The following is a 20,628-nucleotide window of genomic DNA, read 5'->3' on the forward strand; positions in this document are numbered from 1 at the left end:
CGGATCTTTCCTGTACGCGCGTTGACGAAGTGTTCGCAGGTCATGGATTAACAAGGGAAAACGTCTTGCATTCAGCGGGCGCATGGAGTTCAATCCGGGCCATATGAGGGGAATCACTAACAAACTTGGACTTATTGCGTGCGTGACGGCTGTCGCGGCGCTGGCGGCTGTGTCCGTATCTGCGGCTGACATCAAGGCCGCGCGCGTCTGGGCCGGGCCCGAATACACGCGCGTGGTTTTCGACCTGTCCGGTCCCGCGACGTACAAGATGTCCCAGGGCGATACGCCCGGGAGCGTCGTGCTCGATGTGGCCGGTAGCTCGGTGGCCGGCGACTTCTCGACGCCGTCGGGGCAGGGCCTGTTCAAGTCCATGAAGGCCGTCAAGCAGGGCGGCGCGGCGCGTGTGGTTGCCACGGTGGACGCCACGGCGAAGCCCAAGAGTTTCCTGCTCAAGCCGGCCGGGGATTACGGCTATCGCCTGGTCCTGGACCTGTACCCCGGTGGGCAGAGTGACCCGGGTGATAACCCGGTAACGGACGACGCACCGGCTGTGGCCGCGGCGCCTGCGAAGGTTTCCGTTGCACCCGCGCGTACGTCGCGCGGCAAAACCGTGCCTGCCGGCAAGCCGCCGATGCTTGCCAGCGAGCGTAAGGTCGTCGTGGCCATCGACGCCGGTCATGGTGGCGAAGATCCGGGTGCCCGCGGCGCCACCGGCCTGCGCGAGAAAGATGTCACGCTGCAGGTGGCGCGCGAACTCGCCGATCAGATCAACCGCCAGCCTGGCATGCAGGCCGTGCTGACCCGCAACGGCGATTACTTCATTCCGTTGAAACGCCGCTACCAGATCGCTCGCGAGCACAACGCGGACATGTTCGTCTCGATCCACGCGGACGCCTTCAAAAACAGCGACGCCAAGGGTTCTTCCGTCTGGGTGCTGTCGCCGCGCGGCAAGACATCCGAAGCTGCCCGCTGGCTGGCCGATCGCGAAAACCGTGCCGACCTCGTAGGCGGTGTTTCGCTCGACGACAAGGACGACACGCTGGCCGCGGTCCTGCTGGATCTGCAGCAGGGCTACGCGATGCAGGCCAGCGAATCCATCGCCGGCAACGTGCTCAAGGCGCTGGGGCGCCTCGGCCCCACGCATCGCGGCTATGTGGAGCGCGCCAACTTCGTGGTGCTGCGCTCGCCGGACGTGCCGTCGATCCTGGTGGAAACTGCGTTCATCACCAATCCGTCCGAGGAAACCCGCCTGCGCGACGAAGGGCACCGCCGCGAGCTGGCGACGGCCGTGCTCGGTGGCGTGCGCAATTATTTCGAGTCGATGCCGCCGCCCGGCACCTGGTTTGCCGCGCAGGCCGCTCGTCGTAACGGCACGGCGGTCGCCTCGGTCACACCAACCGCCTCGTCCGTCAAGGACAAGGGCAATGACGACAGCGACAACGCGGATGACAACAGCGGCGCGGCTGCCGCAGCACCCACCTCACGCAACGCATCGTCAACCCGGGCGGCCGACCGCGCGATTGCCAAGGCGGACAAGCCGGCCAGCGCCCGTGCGCCGCGCGGCCGTGCCGACGACAACGTGCGCGACGTGCATCGCGTCAACCGGGGCGAGACCCTTACCGGCATCGCTCAGCAGTACGGCGTGTCGGTCGGTGCGTTGAAGCTCGCCAACAAGATGACCGACAACACGGTGCGCGTCGGCTCGGTGATGGTGATTCCGTCGGGCTGATCGGTACATAGCCCGATGGGAGCCAGCCTGCTGGCGATCGGCACCCGCCGCAAGCACCCATCGCCAGCAGGCTGGCTCCCACCGGTACGCCCACGCTTCATCCCCCCTTCGGCTATCCTCTTGGCCTGAACGTGCTGTCAGGTCTTTCCCATGCCCATCCGTCCACTGCCCCCCGAGCTGATCAATCAGATCGCGGCCGGTGAAGTCATCGAGCGCCCCGCCTCGGTGGTGAAGGAACTCGTCGAGAACAGCATCGACGCCGGTGCGCGACGCATCGAAGTCGATATCGAACAAGGCGGCGTGCGGTTGATCCGCGTGCGTGACGACGGTGGCGGTATCCCGCGCGACGAACTCGCCTTGGCCGTCGCTTCGCACGCGACCAGCAAGATCGGCAGCTTCGACGATCTGGAGCGCGTGTCCAGCATGGGATTCCGTGGCGAAGCGCTGGCCTCGGTATCGTCGGTGGCGCGTTTCTCGCTCACCTCGCGACAGCCTCACGAAGACGCCGCGTGGCGGATCGAAGTCGATGGCGGCCGCACCCAGGAGGTGAGGCCGGCTCAGCATCCGCCGGGCACCACCATCGAAGTGCGCGATCTGTTCTACAACGTGCCGGCGCGGCGCAAGTTCCTCCGTGCGGAACGCACCGAGTTTGCGCATATCGACGACCTGCTGAAATCGCTGGCGCTGGCGCGCGAAGGCGTGGACATCCGGCTCAGCCACAATGGCAAGCCGGTACGTCTGCTGAAGCCCGCGCGCGACGAGCACGCCGCGCTGGCGCGCGTCGCCGAAGTGCTTGGTGCGGACTTCCCAGGCCAGGCCCTGCGCGTGGAACACGAAGCTGCTGGCATGCGTCTGTCCGGCTGGGTCGGTCTGCCGACGGCCTCGCGTTCGCAGGCGGATCAGCAGTATTTCTACGTCAACGGCCGGCTCGTGCGCGACCGCGTTGTGGCCCATGCGGTGCGCCAGGCGTATGCGGATGTGCTCTTTCACGGGCGGCATCCGGTGTTCGTGTTGTTTCTCGAACTCGATCCCGCAGGCGTGGATGTGAACGTGCATCCGGCAAAAAGCGAGGTGCGTTTCCGCGAGCAGCGCCTTATCCACGACTTCCTCTTCCGCACGCTGCACGAGGCGCTGGCACAGACCCGCGCCGGCATCGCCGTGCCGGTCTCGGAGGCGCCCATGCCCATGGCCGTCGGTGGAAGTGGTTTCGCGGAAGCGCGCACGTCGTCGTTGCCGTCGTCCTCGATGCCTGCGTGGCCGCAGTCGGCCAGTCAGTCGCGTTTGAACCTCGGTGTGCGCGACACGCCGCTCGCCGACTACGCGACGCTGTTTGGTTCCGCTCAGCCGTCTACGCCGGTCACGTCGTGGACGCCGCCCGCTGGCGACGCGTCGGAAGAGGGCGGCGACGTTCCGCCGCTCGGCTATGCGATCGCGCAATTGAAGAACATCTACGTGCTCGCGGAGAACGCGCACGGCCTCGTGCTCGTCGACATGCATGCGGCGCACGAACGCATCACCTACGAAAAGCTGAAGAACGGTCGCGTCACCGCCAATCTGCGCTCGCAGATGTTGCTGGTGCCCTTGTCGATTGCCGTCAGTGCGAAGGAGGCCGCCGCGGCCGAAGAGCATGCGGAAGCCCTCGGTGAGTGGGGCCTCGAACTGTCGCGCAGTGGTCCCAGCGGCGTGGTCGTGCGCCGCATTCCGTCACTGCTCGAAGGCGCCGACGTGGCGCAATTGACGCGCGACGTACTTGGCGAACTGGCGCAACACGGTAGTTCGCACCGGCTGGAAGAGCTGGAGAACGAATTGCTCTCCACCATGGCCTGCCATGGTTCCGTGCGTGCCGGCCGACGCCTCGGCATTCCCGAAATGAACGCCCTGCTGCGCGAGATGGAAGCCACCGAACGCTCGGGCCAGTGCAACCATGGCCGGCCCACTTGGGTGCAACTCTCGCTCGGCGAACTTGATCGTATGTTCCTGCGCGGTCGCTGACGTCGGCGTTCCTCTCTCCTTGCTCACCTGTCCCAAGAGATCGTCATGACCGACCCTTCCACTTACTCGCGCGAGGTGGACGAAGCCCGCGCTGCTCGTCTTGCACTGCTGACGGCGCCCGGCGGCTGGCTCAGCCTGATCGCCTTCGAATGGTTGAAGGATGGGGCGAACCGTATCGGCAGCGCGAGTCACAACGACATCGTGCTCACGACCGGCCCCGCCGATCTCGGCGTCGTCACCTTGCAGGATGACGGCACGACGACGATCGCGTTTGCTCCGGGCACCGACGCGCGCGTGGACGGCGTCGAGGTGCCGCGCGCCACGTTGCTCGACGACGCGGGCGGACGTGCGCCGAGTGAAGTGCAGTTCGGCTCTGCGCGGCTTTTCGTTATCCAGCGTGACGGCCGCAAGGCGTTGCGCGTGCGCGACGAGGCCGCGCCGACGCGCATCGACTTCAAGGGGCTGAATTATTTTCCGATCGATCCGACGTGGCGTGTCGTCGCCGATTGGGTGCCGTTCGATCCGCCCTACGAACTCGAACTCGGTACGGTCATCGGCACCATCGAGAAGGAAAGCGTTCCCGGGAAGGCGGTCTTCACGCGCGATGGAAAAACGCACGAGCTGTATCCGTATCACGAGACGCCCGACGCGCTGTTCTTCATCTTCGGGGATCTGACCAGCGGCAAGGAAACCTACGGTGCGGGACGCTTCCTCGATACGGGCCTGCCCGTCGACGGCAAGCTCGTGCTCGACTTCAACCTGGCCCGCAATCCGCCGTGCGTCTTTACCCCGTATGCCACCTGCCAGCTCGCGCCGCCGGAGAACCGGCTCGACGTGCGCGTGGAAGCGGGTGAGCTGACCTATCGCGGTGGGCACTAGGGATACCGCGGTAGCGGGTAAGGCTAGCGCGAGCACCCATCGCCGGCAGACCGGCTCCCACCGGAACGGCGTGCCGGCTCTGACTCCGCGCGGGGGTCTGTCTTGGCGGGCGCTCAGGCGCCCTTGAAGCTCGCCTTGCGCCGTTCCAGAAATGCCGACGTGCCTTCGCGCATATCCTCGGTGGAGAAGGCGATCGCGAAGCCCTGCGTTTCAAACGCCAGACCCTGATCGATCGCGCATTCGCCGCCTTCGATCACCGCGTCGAGAATGCCCTTCAGCGCAAGCGGCGCGGCGGCGGCGAGCTGGTCGGCCATGGCATCGACGGTGGCGTCCAGTTCGTCCGCGGCGACCACGCGCGTCACGAGACCGAGGCGTTCGGCGCGTGCGGCGTCGATCTGCTGGCCGAGCAGGCACAGCTCCAGCGCCGCGCCACGCCCAGTGAGACGGGTCAGTCGCTGCGTGCCGCCGAAGCCAGGAATCAGGCCGAGGCCGATTTCCGGCTGGCCGAAGCGTGCTTTCTCGCTCGCCACACGCAGATGGCAGGCCATCGCCAGCTCCATGCCACCACCCAGCGCGTAGCCATGGATGCGCGCAATCACCGGCTTGCCGAGGCGTTCGACCGTAAGCATCAAGGTCTGCCCAGCGTGCGAGGCCGCCTGCGCCTGCACCGGCGTCCAGGCGGTCATTTCCGAGATGTCCGCGCCAGCCACGAAGGCCTTCTCGCCCGCACCGGACAGCACCACCACGCGCACGCCGTCGTCCTGCGCTGCCTGGCGAAACGCCAGCGTCAGCTCACCGATGGTCTCGCGGTTGAGTGCGTTCAGCTTGTCGGGGCGGTTGACGGTGATCGTGCGGACGGCGCCACGATCGGCGGTGGTGAGCGTACGAAAGGCCATGGCGGCTCCGGAGCGATGGGAATGGGGTGAACAGGTCTTAGGGAGCGGGATGGTAGCAGCAGGGGAACCTTTACCCCGCTCGTGGCGTCTGATGGCGAACGGACGGGGCGCCTGCCGATGGTATTCTCCACGCACGCCCATGGTTCCGGGTTCACGGAGAACGGGATGTCACCCTTGCGTTTCCTGGTCATGTTCGCTGCCCTGTCGCTGCCGTTTGCGGCGGTGGGCGCGCAGTCGGCGTCGACGGCACCTGTGTCGGGCGCACCGGCGATCGACAAGACCAAGCTCTCCTATGCGATCGGCTACCAGATCGGTACGCAGTTCGCCAACAGCGCGCAGCCGGACGTAGATATCGCGGTGCTGGTGAAGGCGCTGCAGGACGGCTACGCGAAGCGTCCACCGGGCGTTTCCATCGACGTGATGCAGCAGCAGCTCGTCAACTTCGACGCAAAGGTGCAGCGCGATTCCGCGGTGGAGTTCCGCCGTGTCGCGGCGGCGAATGCGAAGCGCAGCGCCGACTTCCTCGCGCGCAATCGCACCCGGTCCGGGGTGGTCACGCTGCCGTCGGGCATCCAGTATGCCGTGCTCGCCAAGGGCAGCGGTCCACAGGCGCAGGTCACCAGTACCGTCGTGGTCAATTACCGCGGCGCGCTGATCGACGGCACGGAATTCGACAGCTCGTACGCCCATGGCAAGCCGGTGACTTTTACCGTGAACCGGGTCATCCCGGGCTGGCAGGACGTGATCCCGCGCATGCATGTCGGCGATCGCTGGAAGGTGGTCATCCCGCCCCAGCTGGCCTACGGCGAACGTGGCGAATTGCCGCGTATCGGCCCGAATGAGGCGCTCGTGTTCGAAATCGAGCTGATGGGCATCGTCCCGTAGTCGGCGGCGTGACCTTTGTCGGCGCTAGAATGACCGACGGTATGGTTATTGCCTCCTCCTCCCAGCTTCCTCTCTCACCCTGCACGGGTGTCTGCCGGCTTGATGCCCGGGGCCTGTGCATGGGCTGCCTGCGCACCGGCGACGAGATCGCGCGGTGGTCGACGATGGATGACGCGCAGAAGCTCTGGATCATGGACGAGATCCTGCCACGCCGGCAGGGCGCCTGATGGACGAGATGCTGGCGAGGCTCCGCGGTGCGCTGCTCCCGCTCGATGCGCCACCGGGGCCGCGTGGGTGGAACCACGCCGACATGGCCGAGCTGATCGGCAAGGGGCCGCGGCGTCCCGCTGCCGTCCTGATCGGTATCCGCGACGACCGCGAGCAGAACGTGCTGCTGACCCTGCGCACCGACACCTTGCAACAGCACGCGGGGCAGGTGGCGTTTCCTGGCGGGCGTGTCGAACCCGACGATGTGGATGTGGTCGCCGCCGCCTTGCGCGAAAGCCACGAGGAAATCGGACTCACGGCGGACAAGATCACGCCGCTCGGTTTCCTCGACGTCTTCGAGACGATCAGCGGCTATGCGGTGACGCCGGTCGTGGCGCGCGTGGCGGCGGATGCGCCGCTCCGGCCCGATCCCGGCGAAGTGGCCGAGGTCTTCGAAGTGCCGTTCTCCTTTTTCCTCGAGCCCGCGAACCTGCGGCGCTACACGATGGAATTCCGCGGCCATGACCGCGACATGGTCGAGTTCCTCCATGCGGGTTACCGCATCTGGGGCGTCACGGCGGCCATCCTGTTCAACCTGCTCAAGCGGATGGGACACACATGCTGATTTCGCGCACGCTGATCGATGCGGCTACGGCCGCGCACCTTCCTGCGCACGACGTCCTCTTTGTGGACGCGCGCTTCGATCTCAACCAGCCCGGCGGCCGCGATCCCGGCAAGGGCGATCAGGACTACGCGCTCTCGCATATCCCCGGTGCCGTGCGCGCCGACCTGGATCGCGATCTGGCGGACATGGGCACGCCGTCGAACGGCCGTGGACGCCATCCGCTGCCGGCGGCCTCCACGTTCTCTGCGTGGTTGGGACAGGCCGGATGGCGGCCCGATCTGCAGGTGGTGGTCTACGACGCGGCCGGTGGCTCGCTTGCGGCGGCACGCTTCTGGTGGCTGGCGCGCCTTGCCGGCATCGACAACGTCGCCGTGCTCGACGGTGGCTGGCCTGCGTGGCAAGCGGCAGGGTTCCCCACCGATAACGTCGTGCCCGTGCGCGAGCCGACGGCCGTGCACGTGACCTTCGATGCGGCGGGTACGGTAAGCGCCGACGAACTGGCGGAAGGCGTCGCCAGTGGGCGCCTGGTGCTCCTCGATGCGCGCGCTGCGCCACGCTTCCGTGGCGAGGTCGAGCCCCTCGATCCCGTCGCCGGCCATGTGCCCGGTGCGCGCAATCGACCGTTCGCCGACAACCTCGATACGGACGGCCGTTTCCGGTCGCCCGAGGATCTGCGTCGCGCCTTTCATCACGTCATCGGTCCGCACGAGCCGACCGACGTCGTGCATATGTGCGGCTCCGGTGTCACGGCGTGCCATAACCTGCTCGCGATGGAATATGCCGGGTTGTGCGGCTCCCGCCTTTACGCACCGTCGTGGAGCGGCTGGGTGAGCGATCCCTCGCGTGGCATCGCCACCGGCAACTGACTTCCCGCAGTCCTGTAGGAGCCGCTATAGCGGCGAGGGCAACTCGCTTCACGGCTAAACCGCTTCGTTGGCTTCTCGCCGCTATAGCGGCTCCCACAGGGTTAAGACAGGGGGACGGTACGGCGTTCCTTCGCGCTGACCTGCGCGGCCTCGATCACGCGGATGACGTCACGTGCTTCGCGCGCTTCCACGGGCAGCGGTGCCTCGCCGCGCAACGCCGCCGCAACGCCTTCGTAGAATGCGGTGTAGCGACCCGGCAGCGTGTCGATCATGGCGACGCTGCCGTCGGCGTCGGTGAAACGGCCAAACAGAGCTGGCGTGTCCTCGCCCCAGCCCGCGCTGCCGGGGCGGTGCCCTTCGCGCAAGGCGGCTTCCTGACCATCGATGCCGTACTTCACGAAGCTTCCGCCGTCGCCATGCACCAGGAATCGCGGTCCCGGATCGCGCACCAGCACCGAGGCGTGGAGCACGGCGCGCCGCCGCCCGTAGTCGAGCACGAGGTGGAAATAGTCGTCGGTCCTGGCGGAGGTGCGCTGTCGCGTCACGTCCGCGGTGATCGCCTGCGGCAGGCCGAACAACACGAGGGCCTGATCGATCAGATGCGCGCCCAGGTCGTAAAGCAGCCCTGAGCCAGGCGTCTCCGTTTCCCGCCAGCCTTGCTTGATCTCGGGGCGGAAGCGGTCGAAGTGCGCTTCGTAATAGGCGACCTCGCCGAGACGACCATCCTCGACAAGACGGCGCACGGTGAGGAAGTCGTTGTCCCATCGCCGATTGTGAAAAACCGACAACTGTCGATTCACGCGTGCCGCCAGCGCGATCAGTGCATCGGCTTCGGCGGCGTCGAGGGTGAACGGCTTGTCCACCACCACGTGCTTGCCCGCTTCCAGCGCCGCCCGCGCGAGCGTGGCGTGGCTGTCGTTGGGCGTGGCGATCACCACGAGTTCGATGGCGGGATCGGCGAGCAGTTCTTGAGGATTTTCGTAAGCGCGAGCCTCCGGAAAATCGCGCCGGATCTCCGCGACACGCCGGCTGCCGATGGCGGCCAGCCGCAGACCTTCGGCAGCGGCAATGAGCGGTGCATGGAAGACGGCGCCAGCCGTGCCATAGCCGATGAGGCCGGTGGGGATGGGATGCATGGTCGTTCCGCGTGGTGGCATGCGAGGAGGGTAACGCGGTCGGGCTGAGTGTTTCGTTTAGGATCCTGCGGTTCCCTTCCGCTCCGGCATCCGCATGACTGCTTCCGATACGGCCGCGCCACCCGTTCGTCTGCCCCGGCAGATTCCGTACATCGTCGGCAACGAGGGCTGCGAGCGATTCAGTTTTTATGGCATGCGGAACATCCTCACGCCGTTTTTGCTTACGTCGCTGCTGATGTACCTGCCCGAGGCCGAACGGCCCGGCGCGGCAAAGGACGTGTTCCATACGTTCGTCATCGGCGTGTATTTCTTTCCTCTGCTCGGCGGTTGGCTGGCGGACCGCTGGATCGGCAAGTACCGCACGGTGCTCTGGCTGAGCCTGCTCTATTGCGTGGGGCACGCGTGCCTGGCGATCTTCGAGCACAGCGTGGCCGGCTTCTACACGGGGCTGGCGCTGATCGCGCTCGGGGCGGGCGGCATCAAACCTTGCGTGTCCGCCTTCGTGGGCGACCAGTTCGACGAGAGCAACCGCAAGCTCGCGAAAGTCGTCTTCGACGCGTTCTACTGGATGATCAACGTCGGCTCGTTCTTCGCGTCGTTGCTGATGCCGTATTTCCTGCGCCACTACGGTGCCGCGGTGGCTTTCGGCATTCCCGGCGTGCTGATGTTCGTGGCGACGGCCGTGTTCTGGAGCGGCCGCCGTCACTACGTGATGCTGCCGCCGACGCAGGGCGATCCGCATGGGTTCCTCAAAGTCGTACGCACGGCGCTGTTCGCGCAGGCACCGGGGCAGGGCAGGCCGGGCCTCGTCGTTGCATGCGTCGCCTTGGTGCTCGCCGTGGCTGCGTTTGCGCTGGTGCCGTCGCTCGGCGTGGTCGCCTCGTTCTGTCTTGCCTTCGTATGCGTGCTGGGCGGGCTGGGCGTCGGTGCGCGCATGCAGTTGGAGCGGGCGCGCGGCAGGCATCCCGACGATGCCATCGATGCCGTGGGCGCGGTGCTCCGCGTGCTGCTGGTCTTCGCGCTGGTGACACCGTTCTGGTCGCTGTTCGATCAAAAGGCGTCGACCTGGGTCTTGCAGGCCAACACGATGGCCGCACCGGACTGGCTGCACCCTGCGCAGATGCAGGCCGTCAATCCCGCCCTCGTGCTGCTGTTCATCCCGTTCAACAATCTCGTCGTCTTTCCGCTGCTGAGGCGTGCCGGCATCGAACCGACGGCGCTGCGTCGCATGACGACGGGCATCGTGCTGTCCGCGGTGGCGTGGGTCATCGTGGGGGCGATCCAGTTGGCGATCGACGGCGGCGACGCCGTGTCCATCGCCTGGCAACTCGTGCCGTACGCGTTCCTCACCATGGGCGAGGTGCTCGTCTCGGCCACCGGCCTCGAGTTCGCCTACAGCCAGGCACCCCCCTCGATGAAAGGCACGTTGATGAGCTTCTGGACGCTCAGCGTCACGGTGGGCAATCTCTGGGTGCTGCTGGCGAACGCGGGCGTGCGCAACGACGCCGTACTCTCCGGCATCGCCAGCACCGGCATCGGCAGCGCAGCGTTCCAGATGTTCTTCTTCGCCACACTCGCGGCGCTGGCCGCCCTGGCCTTTGGCCTGTACGCACGGCGCTACCGCGAGGTCGACTACTACCGCCCGGCATGACGTTGCGTCGACGCGATCGCGTGGAGCATGCCTGCCATCGCCAAGGAGACACCCATGCCCACACCGAAACGCGCTTCGCCGGTTCCCGCGCCGCCGGCCCGTGAATGGCCCGGCAAGGTCGTGCTCGTGACCGGTGGTGCTCAAGGCATCGGCAAGGGCATCGCGCAGGCGGTGCTCGAAGCGGGCGGCAACGTGGTGATTGGTGATCTGGATGTCGAAGCAGGACACGCCTGTCTGGAGGAATGGAACGTTCCGGATCGTGCGATGTTCCGGCGTCTCGATGTCTCGCGGGAAGCGAACGTGAAGGCATTCGTGGCGGCGGCGCTACGTCGCTTCGGACGGATCGACGGTCTGGTCAACAACGCGGGCATCGCGGACCCGGAAACCGGGCCGCTGGACGCGCTGGATGCGTTGGAGTGGAAACGCCGCCTCGACACCAACCTCGGCGGTGTCTTCCTGTGCAGCAAGCACGCGTTGCCGTCGTTAAAGAAAAGCAATGGCGCGATCGTCAACATCGCCTCGTCGCGGGCGCATCAGTCCGAGCCCGACACGGAAGCGTATGCCGCGAGCAAGGGCGGCATCGTGGCTTTGACCCACGCGCTCGCGATCAGTGCCGGTCCGGTGCGCGTCAACGCGATCAACCCAGGCTGGATTGCGGTGGATGACTGGAAGAAGCCGTCGGCGCGAAAGACGCCGAAACTGAGTGCGGCCGATCATGCGCAACACCCTGTGGGAAGAGTGGGCGTGCCGCCGGACATCGGCGCGCTCGCGGTCTTTCTCCTGTCGTCGCAAGCCGGCTTCATCACCGGTCAGAACATCACCGTGGATGGCGGCATGAGCCGCAAGATGCAGTATGTGTAGGTTCTATCGCTGCAACGGGATAGTTGTCATCTGCCCGGCATCGAACTGCCAGCGGCCTTCGTCATAGTCCCACTGTTCGACCGTCGCGACGCCGCGATCGGATTCGTGCCGAATGACATGGAAGGAATTGCTGATCCCCTCGCGGATGCGCGACGACACGGCGGTACCCGCCTGCACCGACCACAAAGGCCGAGCGAGCCGACGCGTCTCGTTGTCGAGGGGTCGGACGTAGGGTAGATGGATATGGCCGCCGAGCACGAGGTCGGCTCCCGCCTCGGCCCAGGCGACGATCGCTGGCTCGCGGTGGATGAGCAGGTTGGCGATGTCCTTCTCGCGGATCACATGCACCGGCTGGTGCGTCACCACGATGCGCAGTTGATCGCGGTCTGCCTGTCGCAGCCGCTCGCACACGCGCGCAATCTGCGCGTCGGACACTTCGCCGTTCTTGTGCCGGGTGGCACGCACCGTGTTGACGCCGATGACCAGCAGGCGGGGGGCGGTGAAGATCGGTTCGAGGTCGGTGCCGAAGGCTCGACGATAGCCTCCAAAGGGATCGAACGCCCGCGCGACGAGATTGAGCAGCGGCACGTCGTGATTGCCCGGTATGGCAAGCCACGGCCGTTCGAGCGTATCGACGAAGTGTCGCGCGGCAGCGAACTGCGCACGCCGTGCGCGCTGGGTCACGTCGCCCGAGAGAATCACCAGTTCGGGCTGCAATGCGCGGATCGACGTGCGCAGTGCGTCGACCACTTCCGCACGCTCGGTCCCGAAATGCGGATCGGAGATCTGGACGACCAGGCTCAACCCGGGTCCTCCCCCGGTTGACGTACGCGATCGGTGAGCAGACGAAGCGGGCGCGGGGCGGCGCGAAACACGATCGGCGGCTCGAGCCAGACGATCTCGCCGTCCACCGCCACCTTGATCGCATGATGGTGATGCTTCGGCTGTACGGTGATTTCGCGGAACGCGAAGCTCACTGCGTTCTCGGCTTCACCCAGCTTGCCCAGTGCGCCGCGAAGGATCAGTCCGAGCATCGTGAGTCTGCCGATCGGCTTCAGCACCAGACCCGCGAGCCATCCTTCGTTGCGATGCACGGCCTCGGCCTCGTCGAGCCCGATCTTTTCCAGTTGCAGTGCGTTGTTGCCCACGAACAACGTGGGCGTGCGAACTTGGCGAGTGCGCTCGCCGTCGCTCACTTCGATACGCAGCGGGCGATAGCCGCGCATCATGGTCGCCAGCCCGGACCACAGGGCCACGATGCGGTGCCGACCGAAGCGCTGCTTCCACGCCTCGCGATCTTCCAGTACCTGCGGGTAAAGGCCCAGGCTACCGTTCACGAGGAACACGCGGTCGTTGACCATGCCGATCTGCGTGTCGCACGGCGTCGCGCGCACCAGCGCCTCGGTCGCTTCCCGCGCGTCCAGCGGGATGCCATGCGTGCGGCCCACGAAGTTGAACGTGCCCTGCGGCAGCACCCCCATGACCAGATCGTCCGCCCAGGCCGCGGACGCGACGCAGTTGATCGTGCCGTCGCCACCCGCTGCGACCAGTGCGGCGCCGGTCGCCTTGGCGTGGGCCGCAGCGTCGCGGACCACGGTCACGATGTCTCGATCGCCGTCGATCAGGAAGAAGCGATAGGGGCGTCCGGCCGCGTCGAGGACGGCGGCAATCGTCTGCCGAGCCTCCTCAGCGGACTGCTTGCCGGACCCGGCGTTCATGACGATGGCGAAGGAGGATGCGTGGCTCATGCGTCACAAGGAACCATTCGCGCCGTCATGCCCGCATGAAATTACGTCGTAGCGCGGCGTCCCTCGCGCAGGCGGACGTACTCCGCGCTGCCGGCACAGAGCGTGACCCAGGCGAGGCCAGTCGCGTAGCCGGCCATCACGTCGCTGAAATAATGCACCTGAAGCAGGATGCGGCTGATGCCCACCAGCGTGATCATGGCGACCGCTGCGACCACGATCGCGCGATGCCACCGGGGCGGTGCCAGCACCAGCAATACGTAAGCGAGCATGCCGTAGAAGACCATCGATCCCGAGGCGTGCCCGCTGGGGAAGCTGTAGCTGCGTTCGATGATGAAGCCGTGATCGTGCAGCGGCCTTTCGCGCTGGAACCAGGCCTTCAATGCGCTATTGATGAGCGCCGTACCTACCAACGCCGCGATCCACATCGCGGCGAGCCGGACGTGGCGCCGCCAAAGAAGAGCCACGAAAACGATCAGCGTGGCGACGCCGACCACGAGGGGATCGCCGGCATGCGTGAGCAGCGCGATCACCCGCAACGCCGGGAGCGGCATGTTGGAACGGAGATCCTGCGCGAGCGCGGCATCGAAGACGGTAAGACCGGCCGCTTCGCGTACCTCAACTGCGATCGCTGCGGCGATCGTCAGGGTGGCGACCACCACCGCGATCACGGTCACCGGTCGAAGCAGGCGGCGCGCAGCGGCATCCTGGCCCTCGCGGCGCCGCACGGCGCGTCGCCAGGCGAGGTCGGTGCCGACGAGTGCCAGCGCCAGCAGCACCGCCCAGATCGACAGCGCATGCCGGCTGATCCACTCCGCGTCCATTCCGTTCGCTCCTCGTCTCGTGGCAGGATCGACCATGTTGCCACGCCGCGCGCCGCGGCTCGATAAGGGGACTTCCGATGAAAAGCTCGCCGGCCCGCGCGGCCCTGCTGTTTGCTTTCCTCGCCGTGGGCGCTGCGGCGGCCCATGCGGACGACGCGCCGCTGGCGCACCGCATCGTGCGTGTGACCCTCGACGGTGCGGTCGACAAGGGCACGTCCGGACGTTTGCTGCTGTTCGCGATGCCGGCGGCCGATGCCAAGGACGGCAAGATCGATGCCGTGGACACCAATCCGTTCCAGCCTAAGGCGGTGTCCGTGGCGGCACGCGAGGTGAGCTGGATCGCGCCCGGCCAGTCGGTCGACCTGGACGCGGACGGCGAGGCCTTCCCGGCCGGGTTCTCCGCCTTGCCGCCGGGCGATTACCTGTTCCAGGCCGTGCTCGACGTCAATCACGACTACAACTACAGCGGCCGTCACGCGGGCGACCTCGTCAGCGAGGTGACGCCGGTGAAGCTGTCGCCCGGCGCGAGCGTGCCGACGATCAAGCTCAGCAAGAGCGTGCCGGCCAAGGATCCCTGGGTGCTCCCGCCCTCCGTGCCACAGGTCCTTCGCGACGCGCTTCCCGAGGCGCGCCAGCATGCCCATGCAGAGGTGCTGGAAAGTCCGTTGCTCACCGCGTTTGCCGGCCGTCCGCTCTCGATCCGCGCCTGGGTGATCACGCCGCCCGGCTACGATGCCAACGGCAGCACGCGCTATCCCACGGTGTATCTGACTCACGGCTTCGGCGGCGGCTTCGACCGCTTCGCTCCCACCATGACGTACCTGTGGACGGCGATGGCGAAGAAAGATATCCCGCCGATGATCTGGGTGCTGCTCGACGAGTCCGGCCCGACGGGCACGCACGAATTCGCCGATTCGGTGAACAACGGGCCCTGGGGCCAGGCACTGACCACCGAGTACATCCCCTGGCTGGAAGGCCGCTACCGGATGGATGCCAAGCCGAGCGGTCGTTTCCTCAACGGGCATTCCTCGGGTGGCTGGGCCACGCTGTGGTTGCAGACCCGCTACCCGACGATCTTCGGCGGTACCTGGTCCACGTCGCCCGATCCGAGCGACTTCCGCGATTTCACTGGCATCGACATCTACGCGCCGAACGCGAACGCCTATAAGAAACCCGACGGCTCGGCCAATCCACTGGTCCGCGACAAGGGCAAGGTCATCGCCACCTTCGAGACGTTCGCCAAGCTCGAACGCGTGCTCGGGCCTTACGGCGGTCAGCTCGCGTCGTTCGAGTGGGTGTTCTCGCCGCGTGGCAAGGATGGTCGCCCGCAGCCGATGTTCAACCGGGATACCGGCGCGGTCGATCCCGACGTGGCGGCGTACTGGCGTGCGCACTACGACATCGCGCAGCGGCTGCGCACGCAGTGGCCGGCGTTGAAACCCGACCTCGACGGCAAGATCCATCTGTTCGTCGGCACCGCCGATACCTTCTACCTCGATGGTTCCGCGCGATTGCTGAAAGAAACCCTCGACGGTCTGCACGCCAAGAGCGACATCCAGTTCTTCCCCGGCAAGACGCACTTCGATCTCTATACCGAGGGTGACGACCGCCAGGCTCTGCTCAAGAAGATCGCCTGGGCGATGTACGGCGTGGCACGGCCGGGGCAGGGCAAATAAACCACCTATCCGTGGGGCCTTCTTCATGACGGAGGCCCCGTGGTTTCGACCATCGTCCAGAGGCACTCGGGCGGCACCTCACGTACTCTCAGACGGTCCCACCCGAAGGCCTGAGCATGGACTACGAAACCGCGTGGCGGCGTTCCGTCGATGAACCCGAAGCATTCTGGGGCGAGCAGGCGCGGCTGATCCATTGGGACACGCCGCCGCAGCGCATCCTCGACGACAGCGAGCCGCCGTTTCGCCGCTGGTTCGTCGGAGGCACCACCAACCTCTGCCATAACGCCATCGATCGTCACCTCGATGCCCGCCCCGATCAGCTCGCCATCGTAGCGGTGTCGACCGAAACCGGGATCACCCGCGAGATCACCTACCGCGAGCTGCATCGCGAGGTGAACACGTTTGCCGCGTCGCTGCAGGAGCTTGGCGTGGGCAAGGGTGACCGTGTGGTCATCTATATGCCGAACATTGCGGAAGCCGTGTTCGCGATGCTTGCCTGCGCGCGTCTTGGCGCTATCCATTCCGTGGTCTTCGGCGGCTTCGCCGCGCACAACCTCGCGCTGCGCATCGACGATGCGGAGCCCGCGCTGTTGATCTGCGCCGATGCCGGCATGCGTGGCGGCAAGGTGATTCCGTACAAACCGCTGGTGGATGCCGCGCTGCGCGAGGCCAAGGCAGCGCCACCGCGTGTGCTGATCGTGCGACGCGGGCTCGATCCCGACATGGACACGGTGCCGGGACGCGACGTCGATTACGCAACGCTTCGCGCGAAGCACGCGGACGCACACGTCCCGGTGATCTGGCTGGAATCGAACGAACCGAGCTATCTGCTCTACACCTCGGGCACGACCGGTCGACCCAAAGGCGTGCAACGCGACGTCGGCGGCTACGCGGTGGCATTGGCGCTGTCCATGACCACCATCTTCGACCTGCAACCGGGGCAGACCATCCTTTGCACCTCCGACGTCGGTTGGGCCGTCGGCCATTCGTACAACGTGTATGGCCCGCTCATTGGCGGCTGCACGGCCATTCTCTACGAAGGGCTACCGACGGGGCCCGATCCGGGCATCTGGTGGCGGCTGTGCGAGACCTACGGCGTACGCACCATGTTCTCGTCGCCGACCGGTATCCGCGTGCTGAAGAAGCAGGACGCCGAGTGGCTGAAAAAATACGATCTGTCGGCATTGAAGTGGATCTTTCTTGCCGGCGAACCCCTGGACCAGCCGACCTATGCATGGTTGAGCGAGGGCACGGGCAAGACCGTGATCGACAATTACTGGCAGACGGAGACGGGCTGGCCGGCGCTGTCGCTGATGCCCGGGTTGGACCTGAAGCCCGTGAAACCCGGTTCGCCCGGATTCCCCACGTTCGGCTATCGCATGCGCGTGATCGACGAGGCGACGGGCGAGGAAAAGGCGCCCGGCGAAAAAGGCGTGCTGGTGATCGAGCCGCCGCTGCCGCCGGGTTGCCTCACGACCATCTGGCGTGACGACGAGCGCTATCGGCGCAGCTATTTCGGCCACTTCAAGACGCTGCTGTACAGCTCTCTCGACTGGGCCGTACGCGATGCCGATGGGTATTACTTCATCCTCGGTCGCACCGACGACGTCATCAACGTGGCCGGTCATCGTTTAGGCACGCGCGAAATCGAGGAGTCGGTAGCGACGCTCGGCGCCGTGGCCGAGGTGGCCGTCGTGGGCGTCACGGATGAGCTGAAAGGCCAGGTGCCCGCGGTATTCGCCACGGTGAAGCAGGGCGTCACCGACGATCCGCGCGACGTGGCGCAGGCCATGGAGCGCCGCGTCGTGGAACTGCTGGGCGGCGTCGCCCGACCGGGCTGCGTGTACGTGGTCCCCGCGTTGCCCAAGACCCGCTCCGGCAAACTGCTGCGCCGCTCATTGCAGGCGCTCATGCAGGGCACCGATCCGGGCGATCTCTCGACCCTCGACGATCCAAACGCGCTGGAAGACATCCGCCGGGCGATCGCGCGTGGGCCGCACTGTGGGGCCCGGCAGGCGCCGTAGCGCCACGCCCGTCGCGGGTTCCGCCGCGACGCAGCAAGGCCCAGGCGGTCCGGTGCGCTAAAATGCCGGTCTTTACCTGGAGACTTCCATGGCACAGCAACCCTCGGCCGGCGCCCGTTTCCGTGCGGCGCTCGCCGCCGAACAGCCGCTGCAGGTGATCGGCGCGATCAACGCCAACCATGCCTTGCTGGCCAAGCGCGCTGGGTTCCGCGCCATCTATCTCTCCGGTGGCGGTGTGGCGGCCGGGTCGCTCGGCCTGCCGGATCTGGGCATCAATACGCTCGACGACGTGCTGACCGACGTGCGCCGCATCACTGACGTCTGCGATGTTCCGCTGATGGTCGATATCGACACGGGCTTCGGCCCCAGCGCGTTCAATATCGCGCGCACGGTGAAGAGCCTCATCAAGTTTGGTGCCGCGGCGTGCCACATCGAGGACCAGGTCGGCGCGAAGCGCTGCGGTCATCGGCCCGGCAAGGAGATCGTCAGCGCCGGGGAGATGGTCGATCGGGTCAAGGCCGCCGCCGATGCGAAGACCGATCCCGACTTTTTCCTCATTGCGCGTACCGACGCCATCGCCGTGGACGGCGTGGACGCGGCGATCGAGCGCGCTATCGCCTGCGTCGAAGCCGGCGCGGATGCGATCTTTGCCGAGGCCGCGTACGACCTGCCGACCTACAAGCGCTTCGTCGACGCCGTGAGGGCGCCGATCCTCGCCAACATCACCGAGTTCGGCCAGACGCCGCTGTTCAGTACCGAAGAACTGGGCAGCGTCGGCGTCGGCATCGTGCTTTATCCGCTCTCCGCGTTCCGCGCCATGAACAAGGCCGCCGAGAACGTGTACACCGCCATCCGCCGCGACGGCCACCAGCGCAACGTCATCGATACGATGCAGACGCGCGAGGAGCTGTACGACCGCATTGGTTACCACGCCTACGAACGTCACCTCGACGAACTGTTCTCCAAGAAGGTTTAAGGAGTTACACCGATGAGCGATACCACCACCCAGCCCAAGGCCAAGAAGTCCGTCGCGCTGTCCGGCGTGGCCGCGGGCAATACCGCGCTGTGCACGGTCGGCCGCAGCGGCAACGATCTGCATTACCGCGGCTACGACATCCACGACCTCGCCGCCAAGGGCTCGTTCGAGGAAGTGGCCTACCTGCTCGTGCACGGCGTGCTGCCGAACTGGATGGAGCTGAACGCCTATCGCGCCAAGCTGAAGCGCCTGCGTGGCCTGCCGGCACCGGTGAAGAGCGCGCTGGAGCTGCTGCCCGCGGCGACCCATCCGATGGACGTGATGCGTACCGGTGCCTCCGTGCTCGGCACGGTGCTGCCCGAGAAGGACGATCACAACGTGACCGGCGCGCGCGACATCGCCGACCGGCTGATGGCGAGCTTCGGCTCCATGCTGCTTTACTGGTATCACTTCAGCCACAACGGCAAGCGCGTCGAGACCGAGACCGACGACGATTCCATCGCCGCGCACTTCCTGCACGTGCTTCACGGCCGCAAGCCGAGCGAGCTGCATTCGCACGCGCTGGATCGCTCGCTGGTGCTCTACGCCGAGCACGAGTTCAACGCCAGCACGTTCGCCGCGCGCGTCATTGCGGGTACCGGCTCGGACATGTACTCGGCCATCACCGGTGCCATCGGTGCGCTGCGCGGCCCGAAGCATGGCGGCGCGAACGAAGTGGCGATGGAAATCATTGCGCGTTATCGCGATGCCGCCGAAGCGGAAGCCGACATCCGTGCGCGTGTCGAGCGCAAGGAAATCATCATTGGCTTCGGTCATCCGGTCTACACGGTGTCCGATCCGCGCAACGAGATCATCAAGGAGATCTCGCGCAAGCTCTGCACCGACGGCGGCAATCCGCGGCTGTTCGAAGTGTCGGAGCGCATTGAGAAGCTGATGTGGGAACTGAAGAAGATGTTCCCGAACCTCGATTGGTACTCGGCGTCGGCGTATCACATGATGGGCGTGCCGACGGCGATGTTCACGCCGCTGTTTGTCATTGCGCGCACGTCCGGTTGGAGCGCACATGTGATCGAGCAGCGTCAGGACGGCAAGATCATCCGTCCCAGCGCGAACTACACCGGCCCGGAAGACCAGACGTACACGCCGATCGAGAAGCGCTGATCTGTCCGATTAGGGGGCTGCTATAGCGGTGAGGGGAACCACGCCTGTGGGGCTGCTATAGCGGCTCCCACAGTGCTCCCACAGTGCCGATCCTTAGCCTTGTCGCCGCCGCGCTGATGAATCGGGTGGGAGCCAGCCTGCTGGCGATGGGTGCTTGCCGCGAGCACCCATCGCCAGCAGGCTGGCTCCCACCAAGCTGGCTCCCACCAAGCGGGCTCCCACCAAGCGGGCTCCCACCAAGCGGGCTCCCACCAAGCTGGCTCCCACCAAGCGGGCTCCCACCAAGCGGGCTCCCACCAAGCTGGCTCCCACCAAGCGGGCTCCCACCAAGCGGGCTCCCACCAAGCGGGCTCCCACCAAGCGGGCTCCCACCAAGCGGGCTCCCACCAAGCGGGCTCCCACCAAGCGGGTCCCCACCAAGCGGGTCCCCACCAAGCGGGCTGCCACCAAGCGGGTTCCCACCAAGCGGGTTCCCATCGAGCGGGCTGCCACTAG

At 66.3% G+C, this 20,628-nt stretch carries 17 protein-coding genes and 1 pseudogene; 12 read left to right on the forward strand and 6 right to left on the reverse strand.

The genetic code is table 11. The annotated features are described in order from the left end of the window. Window positions 1-103 precede the first annotated feature (103 nt). The 3 genes from IM816_RS04010 to IM816_RS04020 all read left to right on the forward strand — a co-directional run bounded on the left by IM816_RS04010 (window position 104) and on the right by IM816_RS04020 (window position 4,600). Window positions 104-1,729, forward strand: a complete 1,626-nt coding sequence (locus tag IM816_RS04010; RefSeq protein WP_250339864.1) for an N-acetylmuramoyl-L-alanine amidase — start codon at window positions 104-106, stop codon at window positions 1,727-1,729. A 150-nt stretch (window positions 1,730-1,879) separates the two neighbouring features. Next, window positions 1,880-3,721 carry a DNA mismatch repair endonuclease MutL gene (gene mutL, locus IM816_RS04015; protein ID WP_250339865.1) on the forward strand — a complete coding sequence of 614 codons (1,842 nt, stop codon included), beginning with the start codon at window positions 1,880-1,882 and terminating at the stop codon, window positions 3,719-3,721. A 45-nt stretch (window positions 3,722-3,766) separates the two neighbouring features. After that, window positions 3,767-4,600 (forward strand): DUF1684 domain-containing protein, encoded by an 834-nt coding sequence (locus IM816_RS04020; protein WP_250339866.1) that lies wholly within the window; start codon window positions 3,767-3,769, stop codon window positions 4,598-4,600. Window positions 4,601-4,713: 113 nt separating this feature from the next. Here the strand turns inward: IM816_RS04020 and IM816_RS04025 are convergent, their stop codons facing one another. Further along, window positions 4,714-5,496 carry an enoyl-CoA hydratase/isomerase family protein gene (locus tag IM816_RS04025; protein WP_072322796.1) on the reverse strand — a complete coding sequence of 261 codons (783 nt, stop codon included), beginning with the start codon at window positions 5,494-5,496 and terminating at the stop codon, window positions 4,714-4,716. A gap of 165 nt (window positions 5,497-5,661) precedes the next feature. Here IM816_RS04025 and bamJ point away from each other — a divergent pair, with 165 nt between their 5' ends. The 3 genes and pseudogenes from bamJ to IM816_RS04040 all read left to right on the forward strand — a co-directional run bounded on the left by bamJ (window position 5,662) and on the right by IM816_RS04040 (window position 8,079). Then, window positions 5,662-6,381: a BamJ family beta-barrel-assembly machinery protein gene (gene bamJ, locus IM816_RS04030; protein ID WP_250339867.1), complete on the forward strand. Its 720-nt coding sequence runs from the start codon at window positions 5,662-5,664 to the stop codon at window positions 6,379-6,381. Between the two features lie 29 nt (window positions 6,382-6,410). Further along, a pseudogene (locus IM816_RS04035) lies at window positions 6,411-7,213 on the forward strand (CoA pyrophosphatase). Continuing rightward, the gene (locus IM816_RS04040; protein ID WP_250339868.1) at window positions 7,207-8,079 is read left to right on the forward strand and encodes a sulfurtransferase; all 873 of its coding nucleotides are present in this window, start codon (window positions 7,207-7,209) and stop codon (window positions 8,077-8,079) included. The pseudogene IM816_RS04035 and the gene IM816_RS04040 overlap by 7 nt, the downstream one beginning before the upstream one ends. A gap of 101 nt (window positions 8,080-8,180) precedes the next feature. Here the strand turns inward: IM816_RS04040 and IM816_RS04045 are convergent, their stop codons facing one another. Next, window positions 8,181-9,215 carry an oxidoreductase gene (locus tag IM816_RS04045; RefSeq protein WP_250339869.1) on the reverse strand — a complete coding sequence of 345 codons (1,035 nt, stop codon included), beginning with the start codon at window positions 9,213-9,215 and terminating at the stop codon, window positions 8,181-8,183. Between the two features lie 94 nt (window positions 9,216-9,309). On the opposite strand from IM816_RS04045, the gene IM816_RS04050 reads away from it, so the two are divergent. Both IM816_RS04050 and IM816_RS04055 read left to right on the forward strand, forming a co-directional pair. Then, a complete protein-coding gene (locus IM816_RS04050; RefSeq protein WP_250339870.1) occupies window positions 9,310-10,866 on the forward strand; it encodes a POT-type proton-dependent oligopeptide transporter in 1,557 nt (518 codons plus the stop codon). A 54-nt stretch (window positions 10,867-10,920) separates the two neighbouring features. Then, a complete protein-coding gene (locus IM816_RS04055) occupies window positions 10,921-11,727 on the forward strand; it encodes a glucose 1-dehydrogenase (RefSeq protein WP_250339871.1) in 807 nt (268 codons plus the stop codon). A gap of 3 nt (window positions 11,728-11,730) precedes the next feature. Here the strand turns inward: IM816_RS04055 and IM816_RS04060 are convergent, their stop codons facing one another. The 3 genes from IM816_RS04060 to IM816_RS04070 are packed head-to-tail and all read right to left on the reverse strand — an operon-like array spanning window position 11,731 to window position 14,296. Further along, window positions 11,731-12,531: a metallophosphoesterase family protein gene (locus tag IM816_RS04060; RefSeq protein WP_250339872.1), complete on the reverse strand. Its 801-nt coding sequence runs from the start codon at window positions 12,529-12,531 to the stop codon at window positions 11,731-11,733. Continuing rightward, window positions 12,528-13,475, reverse strand: a complete 948-nt coding sequence (locus tag IM816_RS04065) for a diacylglycerol/lipid kinase family protein (RefSeq protein WP_250339873.1) — start codon at window positions 13,473-13,475, stop codon at window positions 12,528-12,530. Before IM816_RS04065 ends, IM816_RS04060 begins: the two co-directional genes overlap by 4 nt. A gap of 41 nt (window positions 13,476-13,516) precedes the next feature. Further along, the gene (locus IM816_RS04070; protein WP_072322805.1) at window positions 13,517-14,296 is read right to left on the reverse strand and encodes a phosphatase PAP2 family protein; all 780 of its coding nucleotides are present in this window, start codon (window positions 14,294-14,296) and stop codon (window positions 13,517-13,519) included. Window positions 14,297-14,373: 77 nt separating this feature from the next. Between IM816_RS04070 and IM816_RS04075 the strand changes: the two genes are divergently transcribed. From IM816_RS04075 to prpC, 4 genes are all read left to right on the forward strand, one after another. After that, the gene (locus IM816_RS04075) at window positions 14,374-15,972 is read left to right on the forward strand and encodes an alpha/beta hydrolase (RefSeq protein ID WP_250339874.1); all 1,599 of its coding nucleotides are present in this window, start codon (window positions 14,374-14,376) and stop codon (window positions 15,970-15,972) included. A gap of 116 nt (window positions 15,973-16,088) precedes the next feature. Next, window positions 16,089-17,996 (forward strand): propionate--CoA ligase, encoded by a 1,908-nt coding sequence (gene prpE / locus IM816_RS04080; RefSeq protein WP_250339875.1) that lies wholly within the window; start codon window positions 16,089-16,091, stop codon window positions 17,994-17,996. 88 nt (window positions 17,997-18,084) lie between these two features. Beyond that, on the forward strand, window positions 18,085-18,972 hold the full coding sequence (prpB, locus tag IM816_RS04085) for a methylisocitrate lyase (RefSeq protein WP_250339876.1): 888 nt from the start codon (window positions 18,085-18,087) through the stop codon (window positions 18,970-18,972). Between the two features lie 12 nt (window positions 18,973-18,984). Further along, window positions 18,985-20,133, forward strand: a complete 1,149-nt coding sequence (prpC, locus tag IM816_RS04090) for a bifunctional 2-methylcitrate synthase/citrate synthase (protein ID WP_250339877.1) — start codon at window positions 18,985-18,987, stop codon at window positions 20,131-20,133. A 93-nt stretch (window positions 20,134-20,226) separates the two neighbouring features. On the opposite strand, the gene IM816_RS18820 is transcribed toward prpC, so the two are convergent. Then, on the reverse strand, window positions 20,227-20,610 hold the full coding sequence (locus IM816_RS18820) for a pentapeptide repeat-containing protein (RefSeq protein WP_425602609.1): 384 nt from the start codon (window positions 20,608-20,610) through the stop codon (window positions 20,227-20,229). Between the last annotated feature and the right edge of the window lie 18 nt (window positions 20,611-20,628).

This window comes from Luteibacter flocculans, from assembly GCF_023612255.1.
Lineage (GTDB): Bacteria > Pseudomonadota > Gammaproteobacteria > Xanthomonadales > Rhodanobacteraceae > Luteibacter > Luteibacter flocculans.